At 34.2% G+C, this 24,615-nt stretch carries 24 protein-coding genes; 15 read left to right on the top strand and 9 right to left on the bottom strand.

Annotation, left to right across the window (positions count from 1 at the left end; genetic code table 11):
- Nucleotides 1-39 precede the first annotated feature (39 nt).
- On the bottom strand, nucleotides 40-246 hold the full coding sequence (locus AC3ITQ_RS06715) for a helix-turn-helix domain-containing protein (RefSeq protein WP_072970280.1): 207 nt from the start codon (nucleotides 244-246) through the stop codon (nucleotides 40-42).
- Between the two features lie 80 nt (nucleotides 247-326).
- Between AC3ITQ_RS06715 and AC3ITQ_RS06710 the strand changes: the two genes are divergently transcribed.
- Complete coding sequence (locus AC3ITQ_RS06710) at nucleotides 327-596, top strand: hypothetical protein (protein WP_489237501.1); 270 nt, start codon at nucleotides 327-329, stop codon at nucleotides 594-596.
- A 332-nt stretch (nucleotides 597-928) separates the two neighbouring features.
- On the opposite strand, the gene AC3ITQ_RS06705 is transcribed toward AC3ITQ_RS06710, so the two are convergent.
- A complete protein-coding gene (locus AC3ITQ_RS06705; RefSeq protein WP_489237500.1) occupies nucleotides 929-1,162 on the bottom strand; it encodes a hypothetical protein in 234 nt (77 codons plus the stop codon).
- Nucleotides 1,163-1,538: 376 nt separating this feature from the next.
- Here AC3ITQ_RS06705 and AC3ITQ_RS06700 point away from each other — a divergent pair, with 376 nt between their 5' ends.
- A complete protein-coding gene (locus AC3ITQ_RS06700) occupies nucleotides 1,539-1,853 on the top strand; it encodes an HPF/RaiA family ribosome-associated protein (protein WP_026982687.1) in 315 nt (104 codons plus the stop codon).
- A gap of 339 nt (nucleotides 1,854-2,192) precedes the next feature.
- Here the strand turns inward: AC3ITQ_RS06700 and AC3ITQ_RS06695 are convergent, their stop codons facing one another.
- Nucleotides 2,193-2,861: a hypothetical protein gene (locus AC3ITQ_RS06695; RefSeq protein WP_489237498.1), complete on the bottom strand. Its 669-nt coding sequence runs from the start codon at nucleotides 2,859-2,861 to the stop codon at nucleotides 2,193-2,195.
- 452 nt (nucleotides 2,862-3,313) lie between these two features.
- Here AC3ITQ_RS06695 and AC3ITQ_RS06690 point away from each other — a divergent pair, with 452 nt between their 5' ends.
- The 6 genes from AC3ITQ_RS06690 to AC3ITQ_RS06665 all read left to right on the top strand — a co-directional run bounded on the left by AC3ITQ_RS06690 (nucleotide 3,314) and on the right by AC3ITQ_RS06665 (nucleotide 8,706).
- Nucleotides 3,314-4,288, top strand: coding sequence for an IS110 family RNA-guided transposase (locus AC3ITQ_RS06690; RefSeq protein ID WP_489235457.1), 975 nt, complete (start codon nucleotides 3,314-3,316; stop codon nucleotides 4,286-4,288).
- 162 nt (nucleotides 4,289-4,450) lie between these two features.
- Nucleotides 4,451-4,942, top strand: coding sequence for a nuclear transport factor 2 family protein (locus AC3ITQ_RS06685; RefSeq protein WP_489237496.1), 492 nt, complete (start codon nucleotides 4,451-4,453; stop codon nucleotides 4,940-4,942).
- A gap of 262 nt (nucleotides 4,943-5,204) precedes the next feature.
- Nucleotides 5,205-6,587, top strand: coding sequence for an ammonium transporter (locus AC3ITQ_RS06680; RefSeq protein ID WP_489237494.1), 1,383 nt, complete (start codon nucleotides 5,205-5,207; stop codon nucleotides 6,585-6,587).
- A gap of 145 nt (nucleotides 6,588-6,732) precedes the next feature.
- Nucleotides 6,733-7,410, top strand: coding sequence for a tRNA (guanosine(46)-N7)-methyltransferase TrmB (gene trmB, locus AC3ITQ_RS06675; protein WP_489238907.1), 678 nt, complete (start codon nucleotides 6,733-6,735; stop codon nucleotides 7,408-7,410).
- 42 nt (nucleotides 7,411-7,452) lie between these two features.
- Nucleotides 7,453-8,091: a LysE family transporter gene (locus tag AC3ITQ_RS06670; protein ID WP_489237492.1), complete on the top strand. Its 639-nt coding sequence runs from the start codon at nucleotides 7,453-7,455 to the stop codon at nucleotides 8,089-8,091.
- A 285-nt stretch (nucleotides 8,092-8,376) separates the two neighbouring features.
- A complete protein-coding gene (locus AC3ITQ_RS06665) occupies nucleotides 8,377-8,706 on the top strand; it encodes an MGMT family protein (RefSeq protein ID WP_489237490.1) in 330 nt (109 codons plus the stop codon).
- A gap of 283 nt (nucleotides 8,707-8,989) precedes the next feature.
- Here AC3ITQ_RS06665 and AC3ITQ_RS06660 read toward each other — a convergent pair whose 3' ends face one another.
- On the bottom strand, nucleotides 8,990-10,315 hold the full coding sequence (locus AC3ITQ_RS06660; protein ID WP_489237488.1) for a sensor histidine kinase: 1,326 nt from the start codon (nucleotides 10,313-10,315) through the stop codon (nucleotides 8,990-8,992).
- Between the two features lie 234 nt (nucleotides 10,316-10,549).
- Nucleotides 10,550-11,908: a sigma-54-dependent transcriptional regulator gene (locus AC3ITQ_RS06655; RefSeq protein ID WP_489237486.1), complete on the bottom strand. Its 1,359-nt coding sequence runs from the start codon at nucleotides 11,906-11,908 to the stop codon at nucleotides 10,550-10,552.
- A gap of 157 nt (nucleotides 11,909-12,065) precedes the next feature.
- On the opposite strand from AC3ITQ_RS06655, the gene AC3ITQ_RS06650 reads away from it, so the two are divergent.
- From AC3ITQ_RS06650 to AC3ITQ_RS06620, 7 genes are all read left to right on the top strand, one after another.
- Complete coding sequence (locus AC3ITQ_RS06650; protein ID WP_489238905.1) at nucleotides 12,066-13,313, top strand: efflux RND transporter periplasmic adaptor subunit; 1,248 nt, start codon at nucleotides 12,066-12,068, stop codon at nucleotides 13,311-13,313.
- Nucleotides 13,314-13,587: 274 nt separating this feature from the next.
- A complete protein-coding gene (locus AC3ITQ_RS06645; RefSeq protein ID WP_072970269.1) occupies nucleotides 13,588-14,295 on the top strand; it encodes an ABC transporter ATP-binding protein in 708 nt (235 codons plus the stop codon).
- 147 nt (nucleotides 14,296-14,442) lie between these two features.
- Nucleotides 14,443-16,869, top strand: coding sequence for an ABC transporter permease (locus AC3ITQ_RS06640; protein WP_489237483.1), 2,427 nt, complete (start codon nucleotides 14,443-14,445; stop codon nucleotides 16,867-16,869).
- A 270-nt stretch (nucleotides 16,870-17,139) separates the two neighbouring features.
- Nucleotides 17,140-18,273: an Mrp/NBP35 family ATP-binding protein gene (locus AC3ITQ_RS06635; protein ID WP_026982675.1), complete on the top strand. Its 1,134-nt coding sequence runs from the start codon at nucleotides 17,140-17,142 to the stop codon at nucleotides 18,271-18,273.
- Between the two features lie 100 nt (nucleotides 18,274-18,373).
- Nucleotides 18,374-18,613 (top strand): NifU family protein, encoded by a 240-nt coding sequence (locus AC3ITQ_RS06630; protein WP_072970266.1) that lies wholly within the window; start codon nucleotides 18,374-18,376, stop codon nucleotides 18,611-18,613.
- Between the two features lie 215 nt (nucleotides 18,614-18,828).
- Nucleotides 18,829-19,314 carry a hypothetical protein gene (locus tag AC3ITQ_RS06625; RefSeq protein ID WP_375030678.1) on the top strand — a complete coding sequence of 162 codons (486 nt, stop codon included), beginning with the start codon at nucleotides 18,829-18,831 and terminating at the stop codon, nucleotides 19,312-19,314.
- Between the two features lie 58 nt (nucleotides 19,315-19,372).
- Nucleotides 19,373-19,690, top strand: a complete 318-nt coding sequence (locus AC3ITQ_RS06620; protein WP_007805184.1) for a 2Fe-2S iron-sulfur cluster-binding family protein — start codon at nucleotides 19,373-19,375, stop codon at nucleotides 19,688-19,690.
- Nucleotides 19,691-19,831: 141 nt separating this feature from the next.
- Here AC3ITQ_RS06620 and AC3ITQ_RS06615 read toward each other — a convergent pair whose 3' ends face one another.
- The 4 genes from AC3ITQ_RS06615 to AC3ITQ_RS06600 form a co-directional block, all read right to left on the bottom strand.
- Nucleotides 19,832-20,278: an SMI1/KNR4 family protein gene (locus AC3ITQ_RS06615; RefSeq protein ID WP_489237480.1), complete on the bottom strand. Its 447-nt coding sequence runs from the start codon at nucleotides 20,276-20,278 to the stop codon at nucleotides 19,832-19,834.
- A gap of 72 nt (nucleotides 20,279-20,350) precedes the next feature.
- A complete protein-coding gene (locus tag AC3ITQ_RS06610) occupies nucleotides 20,351-21,340 on the bottom strand; it encodes an aspartate-semialdehyde dehydrogenase (RefSeq protein WP_489237478.1) in 990 nt (329 codons plus the stop codon).
- Nucleotides 21,341-21,513: 173 nt separating this feature from the next.
- Nucleotides 21,514-21,894, bottom strand: a complete 381-nt coding sequence (mscL, locus tag AC3ITQ_RS06605) for a large conductance mechanosensitive channel protein MscL (protein WP_489237476.1) — start codon at nucleotides 21,892-21,894, stop codon at nucleotides 21,514-21,516.
- Nucleotides 21,895-21,961: 67 nt separating this feature from the next.
- On the bottom strand, nucleotides 21,962-24,433 hold the full coding sequence (locus tag AC3ITQ_RS06600; protein ID WP_489237474.1) for a bifunctional UDP-N-acetylmuramoyl-tripeptide:D-alanyl-D-alanine ligase/alanine racemase: 2,472 nt from the start codon (nucleotides 24,431-24,433) through the stop codon (nucleotides 21,962-21,964).
- Between the last annotated feature and the right edge of the window lie 182 nt (nucleotides 24,434-24,615).

The following is a 24,615-nucleotide window of genomic DNA, read 5'->3' as shown; positions in this document are numbered from 1 at the left end:
TATTTTATAGATTTTGCTCAACTTTATTCATCATTATTACTATTCATCGAATAAGTCTTTTATCTTAACTTCTAAAGCATTCGCTAATCGCTCAACTACTTCAATAGAAACATTTCTTTCACCTTTTTCAATCGTTGGCAGATAGGTTCGATCTATCTCTGCTAAATTGGCTAGCTTTTCTTGAGACAGTCCTTTGAGTTTTCTAAGCTCCTTTATCTTAAGTCCAAATTTTTGCTTAATATCCATGTTAACAAAAGTTGCAAAATGTAGACTCTAAAACAACGGAGTATAGTCGGGTTTTTATTTATCTTTGAAATAAAATTCCTATGTTAAGCTTAAATGAAAAAATTCAACATTTAGAAAATTACTTATCGCAACCAAATGAAAATTATGCAGATAGCTTTAAAGAAGACATTTTTATGTTTATAGATGATTTTACTAATCAAAATAAGCTTTTGTCTTTTCTAAATAACATTAATTCTTTAGAAGAAATTGAAAATTGGGTTGATAAATTATGCTCTAGGATTGTTTTAAAGTTTGACTCTGAAGGAGAAGAAATCAACGACTTTATATATGATTATATGCAATTTGGTTAATTAAAAAAGTATGATAGAATATTCAATCTTAGAAATCCCAACTGTACTTAATCCACCAATAAAACTTATAGATATTATTTACAATTGTCCTATTTGTGATTACGAAATTGAAATAGATATGGATGTAGATGATAGAAGTTTTGTAACGTGTGATTGCTGTGATCACATAATTAAATTTAGAATTAAGAAAATCTAAATTAGGAATAATTACCTCTTGCTTTTTTGTATGCTCTTGATTGTCGAGCTACTTGCGGGGATTTCTCATTCTTCGAAATGACAAACCAGACGGAAAAACAAAAAAAGCCACTTCACAGTGGCTTTTCCATTCTAATCTATTCAATCTCAAAATAAGGATTTAAAATTTCTGCTAATTCATTAAGCCAATAAAAACCATTTTCTACGGTTGTAATATTGGTTTGAAGTGTTTCGCATTCTCGCATTACACTTAAGGCGAAAAGGTAATTTATTCGTCTAATTGTTTTTGCCATAGTTTCCGGATCGACTGATTTATTGAAAAAATCAATTAGCCGGACTTCGGCTTCTTTTGAAAGGGTTTTGGTACTCATAATTTTTAACGTTTAGGGGAAATATAAAACCCGCATAGCTAAGGTGTCCTACGCCGTTAAATGCGTTGCAGTTGTTTCCAATACCGCCACCATACCACACGGGCAAAAGTTTTTTCGAAGTCATAATTTTAACGTTTAGGACTGCAAAGATACCAAAAAACGCGGGTGTCCACTATCAATTAAAGAAATTATAGGGTATAATTTTAGTTTTGATTTGCTTTTGATTGTCGAGCTACTTGCGGGGATTCTTCTCGCGAAGTCTCAGGATCGAAATGACAAAAAAATGCGTGCAAAATTTCATAATGTTTCCTTAACTCACTTGGCTTTTCATCTTAAAAAAGATAGCTTTGAGAAACAATCATTAAATATAAACCATATGAAAATTCAAATCAATACCGACAAAAACATCGAAGGACACGAAAGATTAGAAGCTTATTTTTCTGGAGAATTAGAAAAAGGGCTAACACGTTTTGAAGAAAAAATAACCCGCGTTGAAGTACATTTTGGAGACGAAAACGGCGAGAAATTCAGTTTAAACGATAAGAAGTGTGTAATCGAAGTCCGCACAGCAAAACTACAACCCATAACCGTTACAGAACACTCAGATACACTTGAAAAAGCATTTAGTGGCGCCTTGGCTAAAGCCAAAAAAACATTGACGACTACTTTCGAAAAGCAGAAAACATTTTAGATATATCGGAACCGGTTTTCCACCATATAAGTGATATAAGTTCATGTTAAGCTAAGCGCTAAACTAAATTGAACTTATATCACTTATATGGTTTATTTTTTTAAGCCCAGTTTGTCATCCTGAGGAACGAAGGAACACACTAGTAGCTCCGCAAAGAGAATCGCCAATCTTTGTCGAATTTCTTGTGTGTTCCTTCGTTCCTCAGGATGACAAATACACCTTGCGACTCCTATCTTCAATACTTATATGCCCTTCTATTATTTAAAATTAAGCACAAAGTAAACACCCCAATTATAAATGAACTTATATCACTTATATGGTTTTTTACTTTCGACTTATTTAGGATTTTGGTAATGGCTGACCTACTGCAATATCGCAACGGTGTCCTGGTTGTCCGTGAGCCGGATTCATTCCTTCGGCAACTTTTGGTGCTTCGGTGCTTAATAAAGCCGGAACTGCATTTGTATTTGCTGGTGGCGGTGTAACGGTAAAACTTTGTGTGCTACTTCCGCTTTGTGCTGGTGTTGCCGCAACTGGTTTTGCAACCGGAGAATTTAAAGGAGCTCCAACCGGAATATCACATCTGTGACCTGGCTGTCCGTGCGATGGATTCATTCCCTTCGCCACTTTTGCAGGAGCCGCAACAGTTGTTGTGGTCACCATATTTTTTTGATTCGGATTAACCTGTACTGTTTGCGTTGGCTGCGCAGTTGCCGTTTGTCCTTGCGTTGGTGCCGAATTCAATGGCGCGCCTACTGCAATATCACAACGGTGTCCCGGTTGTCCGTGTGCCGGATTCATTCCTTTTGTTTCACCCAATACCGTATTCGGATTCGTTTGTGGCTGTGGTGCCTCTACTACCGACTTAACTTTCGCCGTATCTTTTACCAGTCCCAATTTAACTAATTCAGAAGTGGGTGTACTTTCCTGAGGTTCTAATTCCTTTTTGCAAGACACAAAAAGTAAAGAAGTAATAACGATCGAACTGATAAATATTTTCGGATTCATGATGTGGTATTTTAAAACAATCAAAGATAGTAAATGTATGTTTATGTTTAAACCATATAAGTAATTTAAGGAAATTTAAGTTTTGGCGAATTTCCACACAAAGGCACTAAGGCGCAAAGTTTTTTGTTTTTAGATTCAGTTTGTCATCCTGAGGAACGAAGGATCACACTAGAAGCTCCGCACAGAAATTCCCCAATCTTTGTCGAGTTCCTTCTGTGATCCTTCGTTCCTCCTTTAGATTTGCTTTTTGAAATTTAATTAAATTTATGATTGAGAAAGGAAGCAAAAGTAAACTATTCGTTCCTCTGAGTTTGTGACTCATATCTTGATTAAGACTTTCGCTTCCCTTTCATCAAAGACTCAGATAGAAATTTGGGCTAGAGACCCGTTATCAAGGAGTTGAGCTTATGATGAATTTCTCAAATCATTTGTTGAATCGTAAAAGCAAAGTTATGAAAAACATTATTATTGGCATTGATATCAGCAGTAAGACTTTAGATATCTGTATTAAAAATGAGACAGTAAGCTACTTTTCCATTGAAAATAAAGTACCTGTTATTAAACGTTTCTTGAAAAGCTACTCGGGAGAAAAGGTAATTATAGCTATGGAAAACACAGGCAGATATAATTGGAATCTGTTTGAAGTGCTTGAAAAATTTGATTTTAAAGTTTATGTAATATCAGCTTTACATATCAAAAAAAGTATAGGACTTGTTAGAGGTAAAAATGATAAAATTGATGCTCTTCGCATTTGTAATTTCATCGAAAAAAATCATCAGGAAAGCAGAGAATGGAAGCCAGGTTCTTGTTCGATTAAAAAGATAAAAATACTATTAACCGAAAGAGCTTCAAGAATAAAGATTAAAAAGCAGCTAATAGTGCAGCAGCATGATTACAAACTCATGAAAAGTATTGGCTTAGATAAACAGCTAAAAGACTTAAATATTAAGCTTATTAAAGATATTGACGTCCAAATTAAGATAATAGAAAATGATATTGAAAATATAATCCAAAACCAAGAGAGTCTTAATCAACAACAGAAATTGATTAAATCTGTTCCTGGAGTAGGTCAGGTTTTATCATGGACATTGTTGTCAAAAACAGAAGGATTCACAACTATAACTGATCCTAGGAAAATGGCATGTTACAGTGGAGTAGTTCCTTTTGATTTTCAATCTGGAACATCATTAAAAAGAAGGCCTGGAGTATCAATGCTTGCTGATAAAAATCTAAAAACTATTCTGCATCTGGCAGCGATGAGTGCGGTCCGATCAGATAATGATTTAAGAACATACTACATTAGAAAAGTTGATGAAGGAAAGAATAAAATGAGCGTTTTAAACGCTGTGAGAAATAAAATAATCCATCGAGTTTTTGCGGTAATAAAAAACCAAATCCCTTATCAAAAAGATTTGGTTTTATCATAGAAATCAGGATGACAAATAAGCCTTGCAAGTCCTATCTCCAATACTTATATGAGCTTCTATTTAAAAAAATAAGCACAAAGTAAACACCCCAATTAAATGAACTTACATCACTTATATGGTGAAAAAATATTTTTCTTACCTTTAACTCAAATAACCAAACCCATGAAAAAAACCATCTTACTTTTATTATTTGTGACCGTTTTTGCTAATGCACAAAATGCCGAAAAAGAAAAAATCAACAAAACACTCGATGCCTGGCACAAAGCCGCTGCCGATGTGAAATTTGAAGACTATTTTAATGCAATGACCGAAGATGCGATTTTCATTGGGACAGATGCTACCGAAAATTGGGTTAAACCAGACTTTCAAACTTGGGCACAGCCTTTTTTTAAAAGTGGCAGAACTTGGAATTTTACGGCTCTGGAACGTCATATCTTTTTTGACAAAACCGGAAATGTGGCCTGGTTTGATGAATTGCTAAATACACAAATGAAAATCTGCCGCGGTTCTGGCGTTTTGGTGAAAGTGGGGAAAGAATGGAAAATTCAACAATACGTTTTATCAATGACCGTTCCGAATGACGAAGTGGATGCTGCGATTAAAATAAAAGCGCCAATCGAAGATGCTTTGATTGCGAAACTTCAAAAAAAATAAACATTTTAGAACTTTCTTATTATAAACCTAACTTTTATAGCACGTTACAAATCACGATAGCAATTTAATTATAACATATTTGGCAATTTGGGCTCTTTTTTTTGATTCAGAAATACAATTCCATCAAAAAAAGGATCTGAATTTTACAAAATTGACTAAAATTAACCAACAACCTCTATTTTAACAGCCCTCAAAATCAAAATCTTTATTTTTTTTTAACTTTGACCCCAAAAAAAATAGGGTTCAATAAAGTATTTGAAAAATGAAAATAGAAAGACGCTGGATCATTTCCTTTATTATTATAAGTTTAGTTTGTATTACGGGTGCATTTTGGCCAACAGTTACAGAGAATAATTACGTACTATCAGAATTTGGCACTACAGATGCAATCGTTCCTGCCGATGTTGCCTGGATGTTAACTTCTTGTTGTCTGGTTTTAATCATGACACCGGGATTATCATTTTTCTACGGCGGAATGGTAGGCAAGAAAAATGTCATTTCAACCATGTTGCAAAGTTTCATCTGTTTGGGCGTTGTAACACTTTTATGGGTTACCGTTGGTTTCAGTTTAGCTTTTGGAGATCCGGTAGGTTTTGGGTCTGGAGAGCACTTTTACAGCTTCTTCGGAAATCCGACCACTTTTGCCTTTATGGATTACGTTAATATTTTACCACATAAAAAATTAGCGAGTACGATTCCGTTTATGCTTTTTGCTTTGTTCCAAATGAAATTTGCGATCATCGCTCCGGCCATTATTACGGGTTCATTTGCAGAACGCGTTCGCTTTATTTCTTATTTAATTTTCATTAGTTTATTTACCATTTTTATATACGCTCCTTTGTGTCACGCCGTTTGGTATCCGACAGGAGTTTTAGGAAGCTATTTTGGCGTGAAGGATTTCGCCGGAGGAACTGTAGTACATATGAGTTCAGGATTCGCCGCTTTGGCCGGAGTTCTGGTTTTAGGAAAAAGAAAAAACAGCGACCATATCCCAACCAATATTCCGTTTGTATTATTAGGAACCGGAATGCTTTGGTTTGGCTGGTTCGGATTCAATGCTGGGTCTGCTCTTGCAGCCAACGGAACTGCAGCGATGGCTTTTGCAACCACTACAACTTCATCGGCAGCAGCCATGTTAACCTGGGTTTTCTTTGACCGTATGAATGGCAGAAAAGTATCGGCTTTAGGAGCTTGTATAGGAGCTGTCGTTGGTTTAGTTGCCATTACTCCTGCTGCAGGATTTGTATCGGTTCCTGAAAGCATGTTCTTCGGATTTGTTACTGCTTTGGTTTCAAACTCTGTCGTAAACTGTCGTTTCTCAAAAAGATTTGATGATACGCTTGACGTTTTTGCCTGTCACGGAGTTGGCGGAATTATGGGAATGATCCTGACTGCTATTTTCGCTCACGGTGAAGATGCGAGTCTATTACACGGAGGCTGGAATGTTTTCGGACATCATATGATGGCGTTGGTTCTGGTATCCATTTTTACTTTCTTCGGAGCTTATTTCTTATTCAAAGTAACGAACTTTATTATTCCGCTAAGAGTTTCAGAAGAATCAGAACACATTGGTCTTGATTTATCGCAACACGATGAAACTTTAGATCCAAAATCAAAACCAATTACGGAACCACATTACGGGTAACATTAAAAAGTTTACCACAAATTACACAAATTTGTGGTTAAAAAAAAGACCCTGAATGTAAAAAATCGCAGCAAAAAACTTTAAACGTAATTGCGCTATTTTCATTCGTTTATATTCCTTAATTTTGCTGAAAATTTTTGTAAAAGTGGGAAGTAAAAATAAACTAAAAAGATTCAGGGAAAACGAAACATTTCAAAACGTTTTTCAACCAACCAGAGAAGAAGTTGTAGGCGATTTAATGCCTTTAAAAGGAAAATGGAACTCTGATTTCTTTAAAAATGACAATCCATTAGTTTTAGAATTAGGATGTGGAAAAGGAGAATATTCTGTTGGATTAGCAGAAAGATATCCAGACAAAAATTTTATCGGAATTGATATTAAAGGTGCTCGTTTCTGGAGAGGTGCTAAAACCGCTGTTGAAAACGGACTTCATAATGTTGCTTTTATTCGAACTCAAATCGAATTGATCAATCATATTTTTGCTGATAACGAAGTAGACGAAATCTGGATTACTTTTCCGGATCCGCAAATCAAATACAAAAGAACAAAACACAGAATGACAAATTCCGAGTTTTTGAAATTGTACAAAAAAATCCTTAAAAAAGACGGTGTCGTAAACCTTAAAACCGACAGTGAATTCATGCACGGTTATACGCTTGGATTGCTTCACGGTGAAGGTCACGAAGTTTTATATGCCAATCATAACGTGTATACTAACGAAGGAAGTCCGGAAGAAGTTACTGCTTTTCAGACTTTTTATGAAAAACAATATTTAGAAATTAACAAGGCAATTACGTATATTCGTTTTAAAATTAAAGACTAATTTAATTTTAAAACAGATTTTACTAACCCATCAAACAACTGAATGGTCTTAATTACTCCATTACTTTCAGGTTTCATTGCCGCTTTCATTGGGATTATTCCGCCTGGATTAATCAACATGACCGCAGCAAAAGTAAACTTGAAAGAAGGAAGAAAGAACGCTTTATGGTTTGTTTTGGGAGCGCTTGTCGTGATTTTTTTTCAGGTTTATGTGGCGCTTTTGTTTGCTCACGTAATTGACAATCGCCCTGATGTTGTGACTTTATTGCGTGAAGTTGGGTTTGTAATTTTTTCCATACTAACGATCTATTTTCTGTTTATCGCCAAAGAACCGAAAACCAAAAAGAAATCGAAAATCAAAAAGAGCAGTAAAAAAAGCCGTTTCTTTTTAGGGATGCTACTTTCGGGATTGAACTTTTTCCCGATTCCGTATTATGTTTTGGTAAGTGTTACTTTAGCTTCTTACCATCTATTTGTCTTTGAAAGCAATATCATTTTTACTTTTGTAATGGGTTCTGTTTTGGGTTCGTTTGCTGCTTTGTACAGTTACATCGGCTTCTTCGGAAAAATAGAAAAGAAAACCGATTACCTGATGCGGAATATGAATACTATTATTGGAAGCATTACGGGTTTAGTTGCCGTGGTAACTCTTTTTAATATTTTGAATTACTATTTTGGATAAAGATTTAGTTTGCCACAGATTACAGGATTAAAATGATTTTTGTTTGTGTGGTAAAAAATATTTCACGCAGATTTGCTTCGCCAGTTCGCTATCGCTCGGGTTGCAGATTAAGGCAGATTTAAAGGGATATATTTTTGACTAAACTTATCTTTTCTATTTGATAAAATATTCAACTTATTAAGGATTAAAAAGATTTATATTTGATCTGCTCAAATCTGCAGAATCTGCGGGAAACTAATTTTAAAAATCTTTTTAATCCTCTAATCTGTGGCAAAAAAACAACCTATGGCAGAAGATAATTTTTTTGAAAGAGTTTATGACATCGCCAGACAAATTCCGTATGGAAAAGTGACTTCTTATGGCGCTATTGCAAAAGCTCTGGGAACTGCACGCTCTGCGCGAATGGTCGGCTGGGCGATGAATGCCTGTCATAATAGGGATGATGTTCCAGCGCATCGCGTTGTCAATCGAAAAGGACTCTTAACCGGAAAACACCATTTTGACGGAACGAATTTAATGCAGCAACTACTGGAAAGCGAGGGCATTGAAGTTATAGACAATCAAATTATAGATCTCGAAAAACACTTTTGGACGCCGGATGTTTCCACCATATAAGTGATATAAGTTCATTTTAAGTTTTGCTTTACTTTGTCATTGAATCTCGCAAAGGCGCGAAGGCGCAAAGTTTTTATTTACTGCCACAGATTAAAAAAATATTTCACGCAGATTCTGCAGATTTAAGCAGATGTATGCAGATTGTTTATATATTAAATCCGTGTACATCTGCTTAAATCTTTTAAAAATCTGCGTGAAACAAAAACTTTGCGACTTCGCGTCTTTGCGAGAGATTTATCCGCAATCCATAATGAACGTATATCACTTATATGGTGGAAAAAAATCAAATCAAGCAAATAACAAAACTCGTTTTATCTTCATCGGTTTGGTAGCTTAAATAACCCCCATGCGCTTCGATGATGTTTTTAGAAAGGGTTAAACCAATTCCGGCGCCGTCTTTTCTGGTGGTGAAAAACGGCAGAAAAACCTTGTCTCTAATTTCAGAATCTATTCCTTTTCCGTTATCCGATATCGTAATGAAGAAACGGTTATTTTCGGTATAACTGGAGAGAAACATTTTCTTTTCCTGTTTCTCTTTTAAGGCATAAATACTATTTGTAATCAAATTGATAATCACCTGCTCCATCTGATTTTTATCAATCAAAATAGAACGCGAACTGTTAATATCATTTATCAATTCAATATTCTCTGCTTTTAAAATCGGATTCATGATTCGGAGGCAGTCATCGAAAAGCGCGTTGATTGGCGTCATCACTTTCGTTGGCGTTGGAAGCATGGCCAGTTTTCTGTAGTTCTCCACAAAAACCTGTAAATGATCGCTCCTGTTTATAATTGTCGAAATACTGCTTTTGATATCTTCAAAATCATCTTCTTCCAATTTTTCCTGATCGACAATTTGGAGTAAATTCTGCGAAAGTGCACGAATCGGTGTTAAGGAATTCATTAATTCATGCGAAATAATCTTCATCAAATTAATCCAGGCTTCTTTTTCCTTTTTCTCAATCACACGCTGAATACTATCTAGTAAAATGATAAAATATTCTTTGTTATAGGTTTTGGTAAGTGAAGTTTGAAGCATAAAAGTCTGCAGATCCTGATCTTCAATTTTAATCGAAATCGCCGACTTTAATTCGGCAAAATCAGACTTTTCAATTTCATTGCAAAGCGATGGCAAATAGTTTTTTAAGTAACTCCAATGACTGACTTTTGGCACTTTGAATAAATTAGAAAAGCAATCGTTCATCAAAAAGATATTCCACTCGTCATTTTCTTTTTCTAAAATAAGCGTTCCGGTATCAATGCTATTTAAGATGGATTGATAAACCAATTCTTTTGAAGTTTGTTCTTGCTGCTGAACTTTTAAAGCATCATATAAAAGGTATAAACTTTCGAAATTTTCTTTTTTATTCTCTTCGGGGAAATTGGTTGAAAAGTCCTTTTGAAGCATGGAGAGCAATGTTCTGTCGTAAAACAGTAATTGGTTTTTTACAAAAAAATACATTTCGAACAACATTACAACAGCAAAAAGTCCGAATAAAATGGCATTGTAATAAAACATTTTATAGATCAGAAAAACGCAAAAGAAGAAGAGCGTCATGACAAACAAGACTCTCACAAATAAGGCGTTATAAAACTTCCAATTTTTCATATTTTATATTTTTGTTACCACAGATTAAAGGATTAAAATGATTTTTGTTTCACGCAGATTTTGCAGATTTAAGCAGATAAAATTAGATTAAAATCAATCTATCCCTTAGTATTTTTTTATCGCCACAGATTACGGCATTAAGATGATTTCACATAAAATCTGCTCAAATCTGCAAAATCTGCGTGAAAAAAATTTAAAAATCATTTTAATCCTTTAATCTGTGGCAAAAAACTACTATGTATTCTTCAAATCGTATTTCTCTATTCTTCTATATAAAGCGGCTCTTGACAAACCTAATTCTTCAGCGGTTTTGCTGATGTTTCCGTGGTGTTTGAATAAGGCTTTTTCGATAGCAGTTTTCTCCATTTCAGAAAGTGGATTTTCATCGTTTTGCTGAATATCTTCAAAATCCAGAATATCTAAGTCGTGAACCGTTATTGTATTATTATCAGCTAAAATTAAAGCGCGTTCTATCTTGTTTTCCATTTCGCGAACATTTCCTTTCCATGGGTATTTTTCTAAATACGAGCCGGCATTTTCTTCAAACTGCCATCCCGAAGCTTCGGGACCATGATTGTATTTTTCGGCAATCTGATTGAGGATAAAATTGGCCATCGGAACAATATCATCTTTTCGTTCGCGCAAGGATGGCAAATGAATTTCCATTGTATTGATTCGGTACAGCAAATCTTCACGGAAGGTTTTATTTTTCACCTCGGCTTTAATATCGCTGTTGGTTGCCGAAATAATTCGGACATTCAACGGCCTTGGTTTGCTTTCGCCTAAGCGTGTAACGGTTTTGGTTTGTAAAACGTGTAATAATTTAGCCTGCAAATGCAATGGAATATTTCCGATTTCATCGAGAAAAATTGTTCCGTTTGAAGCCATTTCGAATCTTCCCGGCGTATCTATTTTGGCATCAGTAAAAGCCCCTTTTGCGTATCCAAAAAGTTCGCTTTCAAATAAATTATCACTCAACGAACCCAAATCAACATGGACAAAAGGCTGATTTTTTCTTTCAGAATGCTCATGAATAAATTCGGCAAAAACATATTTTCCAGTTCCGTTTTCACCTAAAATTAAAACGTTGGCGTCGGTTTTGGCGACTCTTTCCGCTATAGAATAGGCTTGTTTTATTTTTTGGGAAGTGCCGACGAAGTATATTTTTTCAGTTTTTTCGATTACTGGTTTTTTACTGTTTTTTCTACTTTCGGCGACAGCCTTATCAATGGTTTCCAGTAGTTTTTCGTTATGCCAGGGTTTCAAAACATAATCAAAAGCACCAATTTTTATTCCTTCAACAGCGGTTTCAATTTTACCAAATGCTGTCATTAAAATCACAATGGTTTGAGGAGAAAGGGTTTTAATTTCTTTCAGCCAATGAATTCCTTCGCGCCCGTCTTCAAAACCAATTCGGTAATTCATGTCCAATAAAACCACATTTATTTCATTTTCGCTTAAAAGAGAAATGATTTTTTTGGGATTGTTGCTGGTAAAAATGGTTTCAAAATGTTTTTTGAGAATCATTTTTGCCGAAAAAAGAATTTCTTCCTGATCGTCAACAATTAATATTTGGGCTAATTTTTTTCGCATCTGTCTTTTTTTGTCCGATTTCGAACGGTCAACTGTTCATTATCGAACACTCCTTTTTTTGAATGGTTTTTAAAGCTTCTTTAAAATCAAGACTTTACAAATAATAAATTTTGTGGCACAGTATTTACCTATTGGTAATCAACAAATTATTTATAAAATGGACAAGGTAATTCCTCGTAAAAATAGAAAATTTAGATATCTCACAATAGCAATTGGAGTTTTTTTAGTTTTGGCTGTCATCATCTTTTTTTCGTTTAACACCAAAAGAAGTTTAAATGTAAAAGCTGAAGAACTATCGGTTCAAAAAATTGAAAAAGCCTTTTTTGAAGATTTTGTGGTTTTTCAGGCTAAAGTTGAACCTTTGAACGTAATGCTTGTGAACGTTACAGAAGGAGGATCTGTAAAAGAGATTTTCGTGGAGAACGGCGCGATGGTAACCCAAGGGCAATCATTGGCTCGTTTGTACAACCCGAATACAGAACTGAATTACCTGACTCAGGAAACCGCCATTATTGAACAAATCAACAATTTGAATACCGGAAAACTGAACATTAGAAATCAGGAATTGAATTTAAATAAAGATTTGGTTTTGATCGAACACGATTATAACGACGCCAAAAGATTATACGATATGAATGCTCGTTTATATGAAAAAGAAGTGATTTCGAAAAACGACTGGAATACCTTTAAAGAAAGTCTACGTTTTCAGGAAGAGCGCAAAAGAACCATTCAGCAAAGTATTCAAAAGGAAAAACAAACGAATCAGGTTCAGATTTCACAAATCAATCGTTCCATTCAGACGATGGAAAAAAGTTTGGATATTTTAAGAAACAACAAAAAGAACTTTTTAATTACAGCTCCGGAAACTGGAAGATTAACATCCTTTGAACCTGTTTTAGGAAAATCATTCCAGGCGGGAGAAAGTATTGGAAAAATCGATTCGAAAAAAGGTTACAAGCTTGCTGCTGATGTTGATGAATTCTATTTAGAGAAAGTTCGCGAAGGCTTAAAAGGTCAGGTAGAATTTAAAGGAAAAACATTGGAAGTTCTGGTAACCAAAGTAATTCCGGAAGTAAAAAGCGGGCACTTTACAGTAGAATTGGCTTTCACTTCTAAAGAAGAAATCGTTTTGCAAGACGGACTTAGTTTTGGCGTAAAACTGATTTTATCAGAGAAAAACAAAACATTAGTCGTTCCAAAAGGAAGCTTCAATCAGGAAACAGCCGGAAAATGGATTTTTGTAGTAAAAGGAAATAAAGCCGAAAGAAGAAACATCAAATTAGGAAGGGAAAATCCTTCGTATTATGAAATTCTGGAAGGCTTAAAAGAGGGCGAATCTGTGATTACTTCTTCTTATACGGATTATAAAGATGTAGAAGAATTATCGATAAGCAATGTGCACTAAACACAATCTTGTCATTTCGACGGAGGAGAAATCACATAACGGATTTACAGTGCGTTGCTCTCTGGATGTGATTTCTCCTCCGTCGAAATGACAAAAAAACGAGAAAAAGTTCGCCACGAATTACACTAATTTTCACAAATTTTTATTCAGGGCGAAAAAATTAAAAAAATAATTCGCGGAAATTCGTGGAATTCGTGGCAAAAAAATACGTTTCAATCATCAATCAAAATCATCAATCAAAAAACGAATAATAACATTTAACACCTTAAGCATTATGATAACAATTCAAAATTTAACCAAAGTTTTTAGAACAGAAGAAGTAGAAACATCAGCCTTAAGCGGTATTTCTTTAGAAATTAAAAAAGGTGATTTTTTAACTATCATGGGACCTTCAGGTTGTGGAAAATCGACTTTACTAAATATCATCGGGCTTTTGGACAGCGCTACCGATGGGAGTTATAAATTATTAGATCAGGAAATGATTGGCCTTAAAGAAAAAGGAAGAGCTGCAGTTCGTAAAGAAAACATCGGATTTATTTTTCAAAATTTCAACCTGATCGACGAACTTTCTGTTTACGACAATATCGAATTGCCTTTGCTTTACAACAACGTAAAAGCATCAGACAGAAAACAAAAAATTGAAGCTATTGCTGAGAAACTAAATATTTCTCATCGTTTGAAACATTATCCGCAACAGCTTTCGGGAGGACAACAACAAAGAGTTGCCGTTGCAAGAGCTTTGGTAAATGATCCTAAAATCATTTTGGCCGATGAGCCAACCGGAAACCTGGACAGTAAAAACGGTAATGAAGTAATGGAACTGTTAACCGATTTGCACGCAAAAGGCGCGACAATTTTGATGGTAACCCACTCTGATTATGATGCTTCGTTTTCGCAAAAAACGATTCACATGAAAGACGGTGTAATATTCTCTGAGCGATTCAATCAGAGAAATGTAGATGTTTTTATGGACGCTAAATAATTTAAAGATGATAAAATTTATTGTAACCGCAATCACAATCCTAATTGGATTGGTTTGCCAGATATTAGCAATGATCTAAAAACTAAGAGGTTCAAAAAACCTTTTTAGATCTTTAAAAAAACTAACAACAACTATAAAAAATACACCATGATTTTTAACTGGTTTAAAATATTTATTTATCATTTAAAGCAAAGCAAACTGTTTTCGTTTTTAAATGTTTTAGGATTAAGCATCGGAATTGCCGGCGTAATTTTCGCGATTTTATATTGGAACAACGAACACGCTTACGATCGATGGAATCCTGAAAAAGAAAATGTATATCAGGTTCTTAATGTAATAGGCGCAACTGGCGACACTTGGGGAACAAGTTCTATCCCTTTTGGGAATACCTGTAAAGAAACAATTCCTGAAATTGAGCAAATTTGCTTTATGAATGTTTGGTACAACGAATCTGTAATTAAATATCAAAATAAAAAATTAATAGACAAAAAGATCACGGTTTCTGATAATAACTTTTTTGATTTTTTCCCTTTTCCAATCATAAAAGGTTCGAAAAAAGACATTTTGAAAGAGAAAAACAGCGTTGCCATTTCAGAAGAACAAGCAAAATTACTTTTCAACGATCAAGATCCGATTGGAAAAGCTATTAACTATGAAAATCAATCTTATACGGTAAAAGCGGTTTACCGTTTGATAAAACCATCTACTGTCGAACCTAATTATGTTTTTGGAGGGGTAGTTCGTGAAGGCGATCAAAACCAATGGGGAAACTTTAATTATGGTTTGATGATTAAAACCAAAAAGAACAGTGATATTGCGGTAGTTTTAAAGAAAATGCATAACGTAAATTATGTAAACAGAACTTTAAAAGATGCTAAAGAAAGTGGCCAGACTCCAGAGCAATACATCAAAGAAAATGGTGAAATTAAAATTATTTTCGATCAGCTGAAAACAATTCGCCTTCATGGTACAAAAGCTTCTGGACAATCGACTCCTGAAGGTAGAGGAAACTTACAGCTTCTATATATCATGGCAGGATTATCCGTTTTAATCCTGGTTTTATCCCTGGTAAACTATATTAATCTGGCAACGGCTTCTGCCATTAAACGTGCTAAAGAAGTGGGTGTCCGTAAAATTGTAGGCGCTTCAAAAAACCAGATTATCAGTCAGTTTATTTTTGAAACGGCTATTATTGTAGTTCTGGCTATTGTATTTGCCTTAGCCATCGTAGAACTTTCATTGCCTTACTATAATAACTTTTTAAAGAAATATTTGACTATGAATGGCGGCGAATTTTACCTGCAGCTTATTTTTATATTTGGATTAGTAATCATTCTTGCGGGTATATTCCCAGCTATTTATATTTCGAATTTTGAAACTTTAAAAGTACTAAAAGGCAATTTTTCAAGAAGCAAAAGCGGTATTTGGATTCGGAATTCGATGCTTATCTTTCAATTCGGAATTGCCGCATTCTTTATCATTGGAGCTTTGATTGTCAACTCTCAGGTTGATTATATGATGAATAAAGACTTGGGGTTTAGCGGAGATCAGGTTATCCGAATTCCTTTTAACTATCCGGATTACAAAACGAAAGGACAAAAATATCAAACCACAAAACAAGAAGTCCTAAAGATATCAGGAGTTCAGGAGGTCTCTACCTTTGCAGGTACTTTTGGAAACAGCACTAATTCCAGCTCTGGTCTTACACATAATGGTATTTTTGTACAGCCGCGAAATGTTGAAATGGATTTTGGCTTTTTGGAAATGATGAAAATTAAGATTGTCGAAGGGCGAGATTTGTCACCCAAATTTGCTTCAGACACAATCGACAACTGGCTGATTAACGAAACTCTGGCTAAAACATTAAACTTAAAAAATCCCATTAATACCATAATAAGTTCTGGCTGGGGAAATGAAAAAGGAAATTTAAAATTTAAGGTTGTCGGAATTGTAAAGGATTTTCACATTACGGGATTTCAAAGCAAAGTACCGCCAATGGTTTTCATTAATACGAAAACTTTAAAATGGAACAATTTTCAGAATGTTTATGTAAAAGTTTCTCCAAATAATTTAAGCGAAACATTGGCCGGTTTAAAAGCCTACTGGGAGAAAAACGTAAATCCTGATTACCCTTTTGATTATGAATTTGTAAATAAAGGTTTCGCCAAAACCTATGAAGAACAGGTAAAACAAAAAGATGTTTTCTTTATTTTGAATCTTGTAGTTATCATTATTGCCGTTTTTGGATTATTTGCTTTGGCATCATTTTCGATGGAAAGAAGATTGAAAGAAATTGCCATCAGAAAAACATTAGGTGCAGAAACAGATATTCTGCTTAAAGAATTATCAAAACAATATGTTATTTTTTGCCTGATGGGATTCTTAATCGGAATTGTTCCAGCTTATATTTTATTGCAAAAATGGTTGGAGAATTTTGCTTTCAGAATCAATGTTTCGATTGTACCGTTTACTGTTGCACTGGTTTCTTTATTGATTTTAACTTTAATGATTGTTTTGGCAAAAGCCTATCAGGTGACCAAAATAGACATTTTAAAATATTTAAAATACGAATAAAACTTGTAGACCATTTTTTTTAAGAAACCCGTCAGATTTAGTAGATCTGGCGGGTTTCTTTTTCTTATTAAGCTAAATTTTCAACCTTCATTAATTTTATTGATGACTAAAAAAGCACAATAGTATCATTTTGAATAATTTCGATATCAATAAATACGATTCAAAAAGGGCAGAAATCCGAACATAATCTGTTATCTTTGCAGTCTGAAACGAGTTTAAATAAAGATAGTGTTTAAATAAGTTTCTCCAATAGAAACACCTACATTAAAAATGAAATTAGATAGAAAAGAAATTCTTAAAGCTCTGGAAACAATCACCATAGCTGGAGAAGGAAAAAATATGGTTGAAAGCGGTGCTGTTGCCAATGTTATTACTTTTGGTGATGAAGTTGTGGTAGATTTATTATTGCACACACCGGCAATGCACATTAAAAAAAGAGCTGAAGATGATATCAAAAAGACAATTCACGAATTGGTATCTCCTGAAGCTAAAGTTAAAGTAAACATTAAAGTTGAAGCGAAGGAAAACCCTAATGAAATAAAAGGGAAAGCAATTCCGGGAATCAAAAATATTATTGCCGTTGCCTCTGGTAAAGGTGGCGTTGGAAAATCTACTGTTACTGCAAATCTTGCTGTAACACTTGCCAAAATGGGTTTTGCTGTTGGAGTTTTAGACGCTGATATTTACGGGCCTTCAATGCCTATTATGTTTGATGTTGAAAACGAAAAACCAATTTCGATTACCGTTGACGGAAAATCAAAAATGAAACCAGTTGAAAGCTTTGAAATCAAAATACTTTCAATCGGATTCTTTACGGCACCAAGTCAGGCTGTAATCTGGAGAGGTCCTATGGCTGCAAAAGCATTAAACCAAATGATCTTTGATGCAGATTGGGGAGAATTAGATTTTATGTTAATCGATTTACCTCCGGGAACCGGAGATATCCACCTTTCTATCATGCAATCATTGCCAATTACCGGAGCGGTTGTAGTGAGCACACCTCAGGCTGTGGCACTTGCAGATGCTAAAAAAGGAGTTGCCATGTTTATGCAGGATAATATCAATGTACCTGTTTTGGGAATTATTGAAAATATGGCATACTTTACTCCAGAAGAATTACCTGACAATAAATATTATATCTTTGGACAGGAAGGGGCTAAAAATCTTGCAGAAGATTTAAATGTTCCATTCTTAGGAGAAGTACCAATTGTACAGTCCATTCGTGAAGCAGGAGATTACGGTCGTCCGGCAGCTTTACAAACGGCTTCTGTAATTGAAACTATTTTTGAAGAAATTACCAGAAATGTGGTACAAGAAACAGTAAACAGAAACGATAGCTTACCAGCAACCGAAGCCATTAAAATTACAACTATGGCAGGATGTTCAGCGGTAAAGAAAAATTAGATAATTGAGATAATGAGAAAATTAGAAAATGTGCCAATTAGAAAATTATCTAATTATCGCATTTTCTAATTGCAACATTGTTTAATTGACAAATAAAATTATGACAACAGAAGAATTAACAAGCAACGTATTATTGGCTCTAGATGAAATCAGACCGTTTTTAAATTCTGATGGAGGAGACATTTCACTAATCTCTATCGAAGATGACAAACACGTTAAAGTTCGTCTTGAAGGAGCCTGTATTAGCTGTAGTGTAAATCAGATGACACTAAAAGCTGGTGTTGAAACAACGATAAAAAAGTATGCTCCACAAATCGAAACTGTGGTAAACATAATGTAAAGCAAAAGGCCTTTTTTTTTACTTTACGTCGTCAATTATTTAACAAGAATAATAGGCCTTAAGAGTGTTTGTCTTGCAAATTTCGAATAAAGCTTTTAAAAAAGCATTTAAAATTGCGGATTTAACAAAAAACAATATAAAGATTTAAGAGTTTTAGTTAACGAATTAATACATTTTTAACTTAAATTTGTCACATAACCCTAAATCTTATATATATGAAGAATTATTACGCTCTATTTTTATTGTTATTTTTTGTATCTGCAAATTACGCACAACAAAGCACACAAACCCTGGTTGTTGATAAAGCATGGGTAAGCGAATCTGAAGAATGGTCAGATTTTCAATATGCTGGACAAATCGTATTCTCGACAAGTTCAACTGCTGAAGAAGGAAGCCTTAGAATTGGTAATTATGATTTTCTTTATGATTTTTCAGAAGGAAAAGCAAAATTCGCAAATAAGTCAACTTACAGTACAGCTGAATTTGCTCATCCAAGAAAAATTTCTGCCACAACTGACAAACAAGGGGTCATCAATTCAACTTATGAAGGAATGTTGATTTTTCAGTCAGATAATGATTACTACTCCGTAATTGCAGTTGTTACAATTTTAGAAAAGGGAGGCAATAAACTTGGTGTAAAAATGCACCTTAAAGAAAACGCTAGAAAAGAATTCGCATTTAGCCTGAAACCAACTAGCTAATATAAATGAGGATTTAATCACGTTATTAAATCCGACCCATAAATTTCCAATTAATAAAATGGATGTATTAATAAAGATTAAAGATCGAGAAGGAGTTATACACGAGTTACAAGCTCCAACTGATATGGCAATGAATATAATGGAGTTATGCAAAGCGTACGAACTTCCTGTTGAAGGAACCTGTGGCGGAATGGCCATGTGTGCCTCTTGCCAGTGTTATGTTCTAAATGATGTTGCATTACCCGAAATGGGAGATGATGAAGAAGCCATGCTTTCGGAGGCATTTTATGTTAAATCTAATAGTCGTTTAGGCTGTCAGATTCCAATTACTACAGAATTAGAAGGACTGGAATTAGAACTGGCTCCTGAATATTAAAATAAATTACAATTTTTAAAAATTCCAAATTCCAATAGACTATATACACTATTGAAATTTGGAATTTTTGTTTAGAACTAAATCAGACCACGGGATATTAAAAATAAAATCCCAGTATTTTAAATTCCAATAGAAGATTGTTTACAGATCAATAAGTTCAGTTATATTTTTTGCTACCTCTTTAATTTCTTCTTTTTCATGAAACCATGAATAAATTCTCTCACTTAACTTTTTAGCATCATTTTCTAATGAAAGAAGAATTAAATAATCGCCACAGCCATTTGTAGCAATTGCAACGGCATTTTCGGGGAAATTATGCCATTCTTTAGCTTGTTTCGTTTCTAAAATAATATGATTACAAGTTCTGCTTATTCTCTTTTTATCCGATTTATCAAAAAAAAGGTAAAGTTGCCAATCATAGCCTTCTGTTATCAATTCGCCTCCATTCTGATTTATCATTTTTTGCTTGAATTCATATGGAAATTCAACACCCAAATGTTCTTCAGTTTCAATTATGTATTTTATATCTATAGGAAATGCCATAAATTCTCTTGATAAAAGGAAACCGTAATTTATAGTAAATCTCATAAATAAAAAAACCGTAATTACATTGCTGCAATTACGGTTTTTCCTTTATAACAATTTTCTTTAATCTCTGGTTTATACCAAACCTGCTGCAATTAAATATTCAGCAATTTGGATTGTGTTTGTAGCTGCTCCTTTTCTAAGGTTATCAGCAACAATCCACATGTTTAAAGTGTTTGGCTGGCTTTCGTCACGACGGATTCTTCCAACAAAAACATCATTTTTACCTTCTGCATATAATGGCATTGGGTATGTAAAGGTATCTAAATTATCCTGTACCACTACTCCATCAGTATGGTGTAAAATTTCACGAACTTCGTTTACGTCAAAATCATTTGTAAACTCAACATTAACTGCCTCACTATGCCCTCCTACAACAGGAACACGTACTGCGGTAGCCGTTACTCTGATGGTATTATCACCAAGAATTTTCTGAGTTTCGCGAACTAATTTCATTTCTTCTTTAGTGTATCCGTTTTCTTCGAAACTATCGCAATGTGGAATCGCATTTCTGTGAATTGGATATTTGTATGCCATTTCACCCTGAATTCCTGCATATTCGTTCTCTAATTGTCTTACTGCTTTTACACCAGTTCCGGTGATCGATTGGTAAGTAGAAACTATGATTCTTCTGATGTTGTATTTTTTATGCAAAGGAGCCAACGCCAATACCATTTGAATAGTAGAGCAGTTTGGATTTGCAATAATTTTATCTTCTTTTGTTAAGGTATCAGCATTGATTTCAGGAACTACTAATTTTTTTGTAGGGTCCATTCTCCACGCAGAAGAATTATCAATAACAGTTGTTCCGGCTGCAGCAAATTTTGGAGCCCATTCTAATGAAGTATCACCTCCGGCAGAGAAAACCGCAATATCAGCTTTCATATCTACTGCTGTTTGCATTCCTACAACCTTATATTTTGTTCCTTTGTATTCAATTTCTTTTCCTACTGATCTTTCAGATGCAACAGGAATCAATTCTGTAACCGGAAAATTTCTTTCGGCTAAAACTTTCAGCATTACTTCGCCAACCATACCAGTGGCACCTACAACCGCTATTCTCATTTTTATATTTTTAGTATGAATTAAATCTAAATTATAATGCAAAAGTATACATAATAAAAGTGAAAACAAGACGCTTCACAAAAAATAACAAAATGTTACAAATTAAACAAAAACAAAAAAACCGCCCCAATTAAGGAGCGGTTAAGTTAGACTTAGTGTAGCGGTATAATATATTATTGTTTGTTTTTTAACAGATCTCTGATTTGAGTAAGCAATTCTTCTTGTGTTGGTCCGGCTGGTGGCGCAACAACTTCATCTTTCTTCTTCACCTTGTTTAGTCCTTTAATAATTAAGAACAATACAAAAGCCACAATTATAAAATTAATAACAGCGGAAAGAAACAGACCATATTTTACACCTCCAAAGGCTGTTAATTCTTCGATAGTAGATAAATGCGCAGCATCTAATGCCGGTTTTAATATCAAGGGCGTAATAACATTTTCAATTAGTGAGCTTACAATTTTGCCAAAAGCAGCTCCAATAATGACACCGACAGCCAAATCGACTACGTTGCCCTTCATTGCAAATTCCTTAAATTCCGAAAGTACACTCATAATTGTTTCTTTAAATTTATAATTAAGTATATCAAAAATACGTAATTTTATTTAAAATCCCAGCAAACTATCGGAAAAATACCCTTTTTACACGTTGCGAAATACTAGTCAAAATTTCATACGGAATAGTTTTTAATGCCTCTGCCATTTCCATAACCGTTGGGCTTTCGCCGAAAATAATAACAGAATCTCCTTCTCTACAATCAATTTCGCTTACATCAACCATTAGCATATCCATACAAACACTTCCGACAATAAAAGCTTTTTGATTTTTAATTGTAACAAAACCAACTTGATTTCCCCATAATCTCGAGATTCCGTCAGCATAACCAATGGGAATGGTCGCAATTTTTGTTTCTTTTTCAGCCATAAATCGACGGCCGTAACCCACACTATCACCCCCAGGAATTGTTCGGACCTGAGAAATAATGGATTTTAAAGTACTTACGTTTTCTAAATATTTTTGTTCCGATGGATCATTGGATACACCATACAAACCAATTCCCAGTCGTACCATATTATATTGTGCCTCCGGAAAATTACTAATTCCGGATGTATTTAGAATATGGCGAATTGGATTAATATTTAATTCTGAAATTAATTTTGAAGATAATTTTTCGAATAAATTAATCTGAGAAATGACAAAATCATAATGTTTCATTTCGTCGCTTGTAGCCAAATGGGACAAAACACTTTTTACTTTTACGGTCGTATTTCCTTTTAAAGTTGCAATCAATTCATCGAGCGTATTTTCTTCAAAACCCAAACGATGCATTCCTGTATCTAGTTTTATATGAATAGGAAAATCCTTCAGATTCTTTTCTCTCGCAATTTTTAAAAAGGCATTTAATCCTTTTATGCTATAAATTTCAGGCTCTAACTGATATTGAATAATCGAAGGAAAACTGGTCGATTCCGGATTTAAGACCATAATTGGCAATTTAATACCTCCGCTTTTCAATGAGATTCCTTCATCGGCGAAAGCCACACCTAAATAATCTACTTTATGATGTTCCAGTAACTTTGCGATTTCCAAACCTCCGTTTCCATATCCAAAAGCTTTTACCATCACCATGATTTTTACTTCAGGATTAAGTTTTGCTTTAAAGAAATTCAGGTTATGACTAATGGAATCTAAGTTAATTTCCAGAACCGTTTCATGTGTTTTTTCTTCAAGTAATGCAACGATTTCTTCAAACTGAAACGATCTCGCACCTTTAATTAGAATCGTTTCATTAATGAAATTCAAACTTTCGAATTTCGAGATAAATTCGGCCGTGTTTTCAAATGTAATAATGTTCGGAAATTTGGCTGCAAAAGAGGTGATTGTTTTTCCAATTCCAATTACACGATTAACTTTATTATCAGCGATAAGTTGTGCTACTTTTGAGTACAACTCTTCATTTGAAAACCCACTTTGGAAAATATCAGACAAAATAACCGTTTTCGTCGCATTCTTTTTTTGCTGGCTTTCCAGAAAATCCAAAGCGATTTTAAGCGACTGGAAATCGGAACTGTAACTATCGTCAATTATACTGCAATTATTGATTCCGTTCTTTACTTCCAAACGCATTTCGACCGGATATAACATTTTCATGCGTTCCTGAATCGTTTCAAAATCATAATTAAAATAAAGCAGAACCAATAAACAAGAAATCGTATTTTCAACCGAAGCTGAATCACTAAACGGAATTTCTAAATCGAAAAATTCATTTTGATATTGATATTGAACAGTTGTTTTTTCATTTCTGTTTTCCTTCTCCAGAATAAAAACATCTGCCGTACTATCAGTAAAACTCCAGGAAAAAAGGTCTCTTTCATTTACTGGATATTCTTTGTAAAAAGCTCCTATACAGTGGTCAACAAGTTTGTTTTTTTGATAAATAATGACTTTAGATTTTTTGAAAAGCAGCAATTTCTCTTTTATTTTTTGCTCTAATTTCTCAAAACCTTCATCGTGTGCCGGTCCAATATTGGTTAAAACACCAATTGTAGGCTTGATGATATTTTCAAGTTTGCTCATCTCATTCACCGTAGAAATTCCGGCTTCGAAAATACCCAAATTATGTTTTTCGTTGATGGCAATCACAGAAAGCGGAACGCCAACCTGAGAATTATAACTCTTAGGACTTCTTATAATATTATAATCAGGACTTAATAAAAAATTAAGCCATTCTTTTACAATCGTTTTTCCGTTACTCCCTGTTAATCCTATCACAGGGAAATCGAAAAGATCACGATAATAACTTGCAAATTGCTGCAAAGCTTTGAGCGTGTTTTTTACCACCAAAAAATTGGCTTTTCCTTCACTGTTTTTGGGAATGTGGTGCACTACAAAATTCTGAACACCTTTTTCTATCAACTCCGGAATATATAAATGAGCATCATTATTCGCGCCGGACAAAGCAAAGAATAATGTTTTTGATCCGTTTTGCAGCGAGCGGCTGTCGATAGAAATATGATCAACAAAAATATCAGTATCAGGACCAATCCATTTGGCGTCAAGAACTGAAATAAGGTTTTTTAAATTTATGCTCATTTAGAAAGTTTCTTTTGTCAAATTTAGAAAAAGGTTTGCCACGAAATTCACAAAATTTCACTAATTATTGGATTTGAAGGAAAGTAAAAAAAGAAAAAGGTTTGCCATGAATTACACAAATTTCCACTAATTCTTTGCGATTAAAAAAGTAGCCCAACTCGAGCGTTGGCAAATAGGCGAAG

This window comes from Flavobacterium sp. KH_001 (assembly GCF_057840745.1).
Note: the sequence above shows the minus strand (reverse complement) of the source record. Positions and strands in the feature narration are given on the sequence as shown.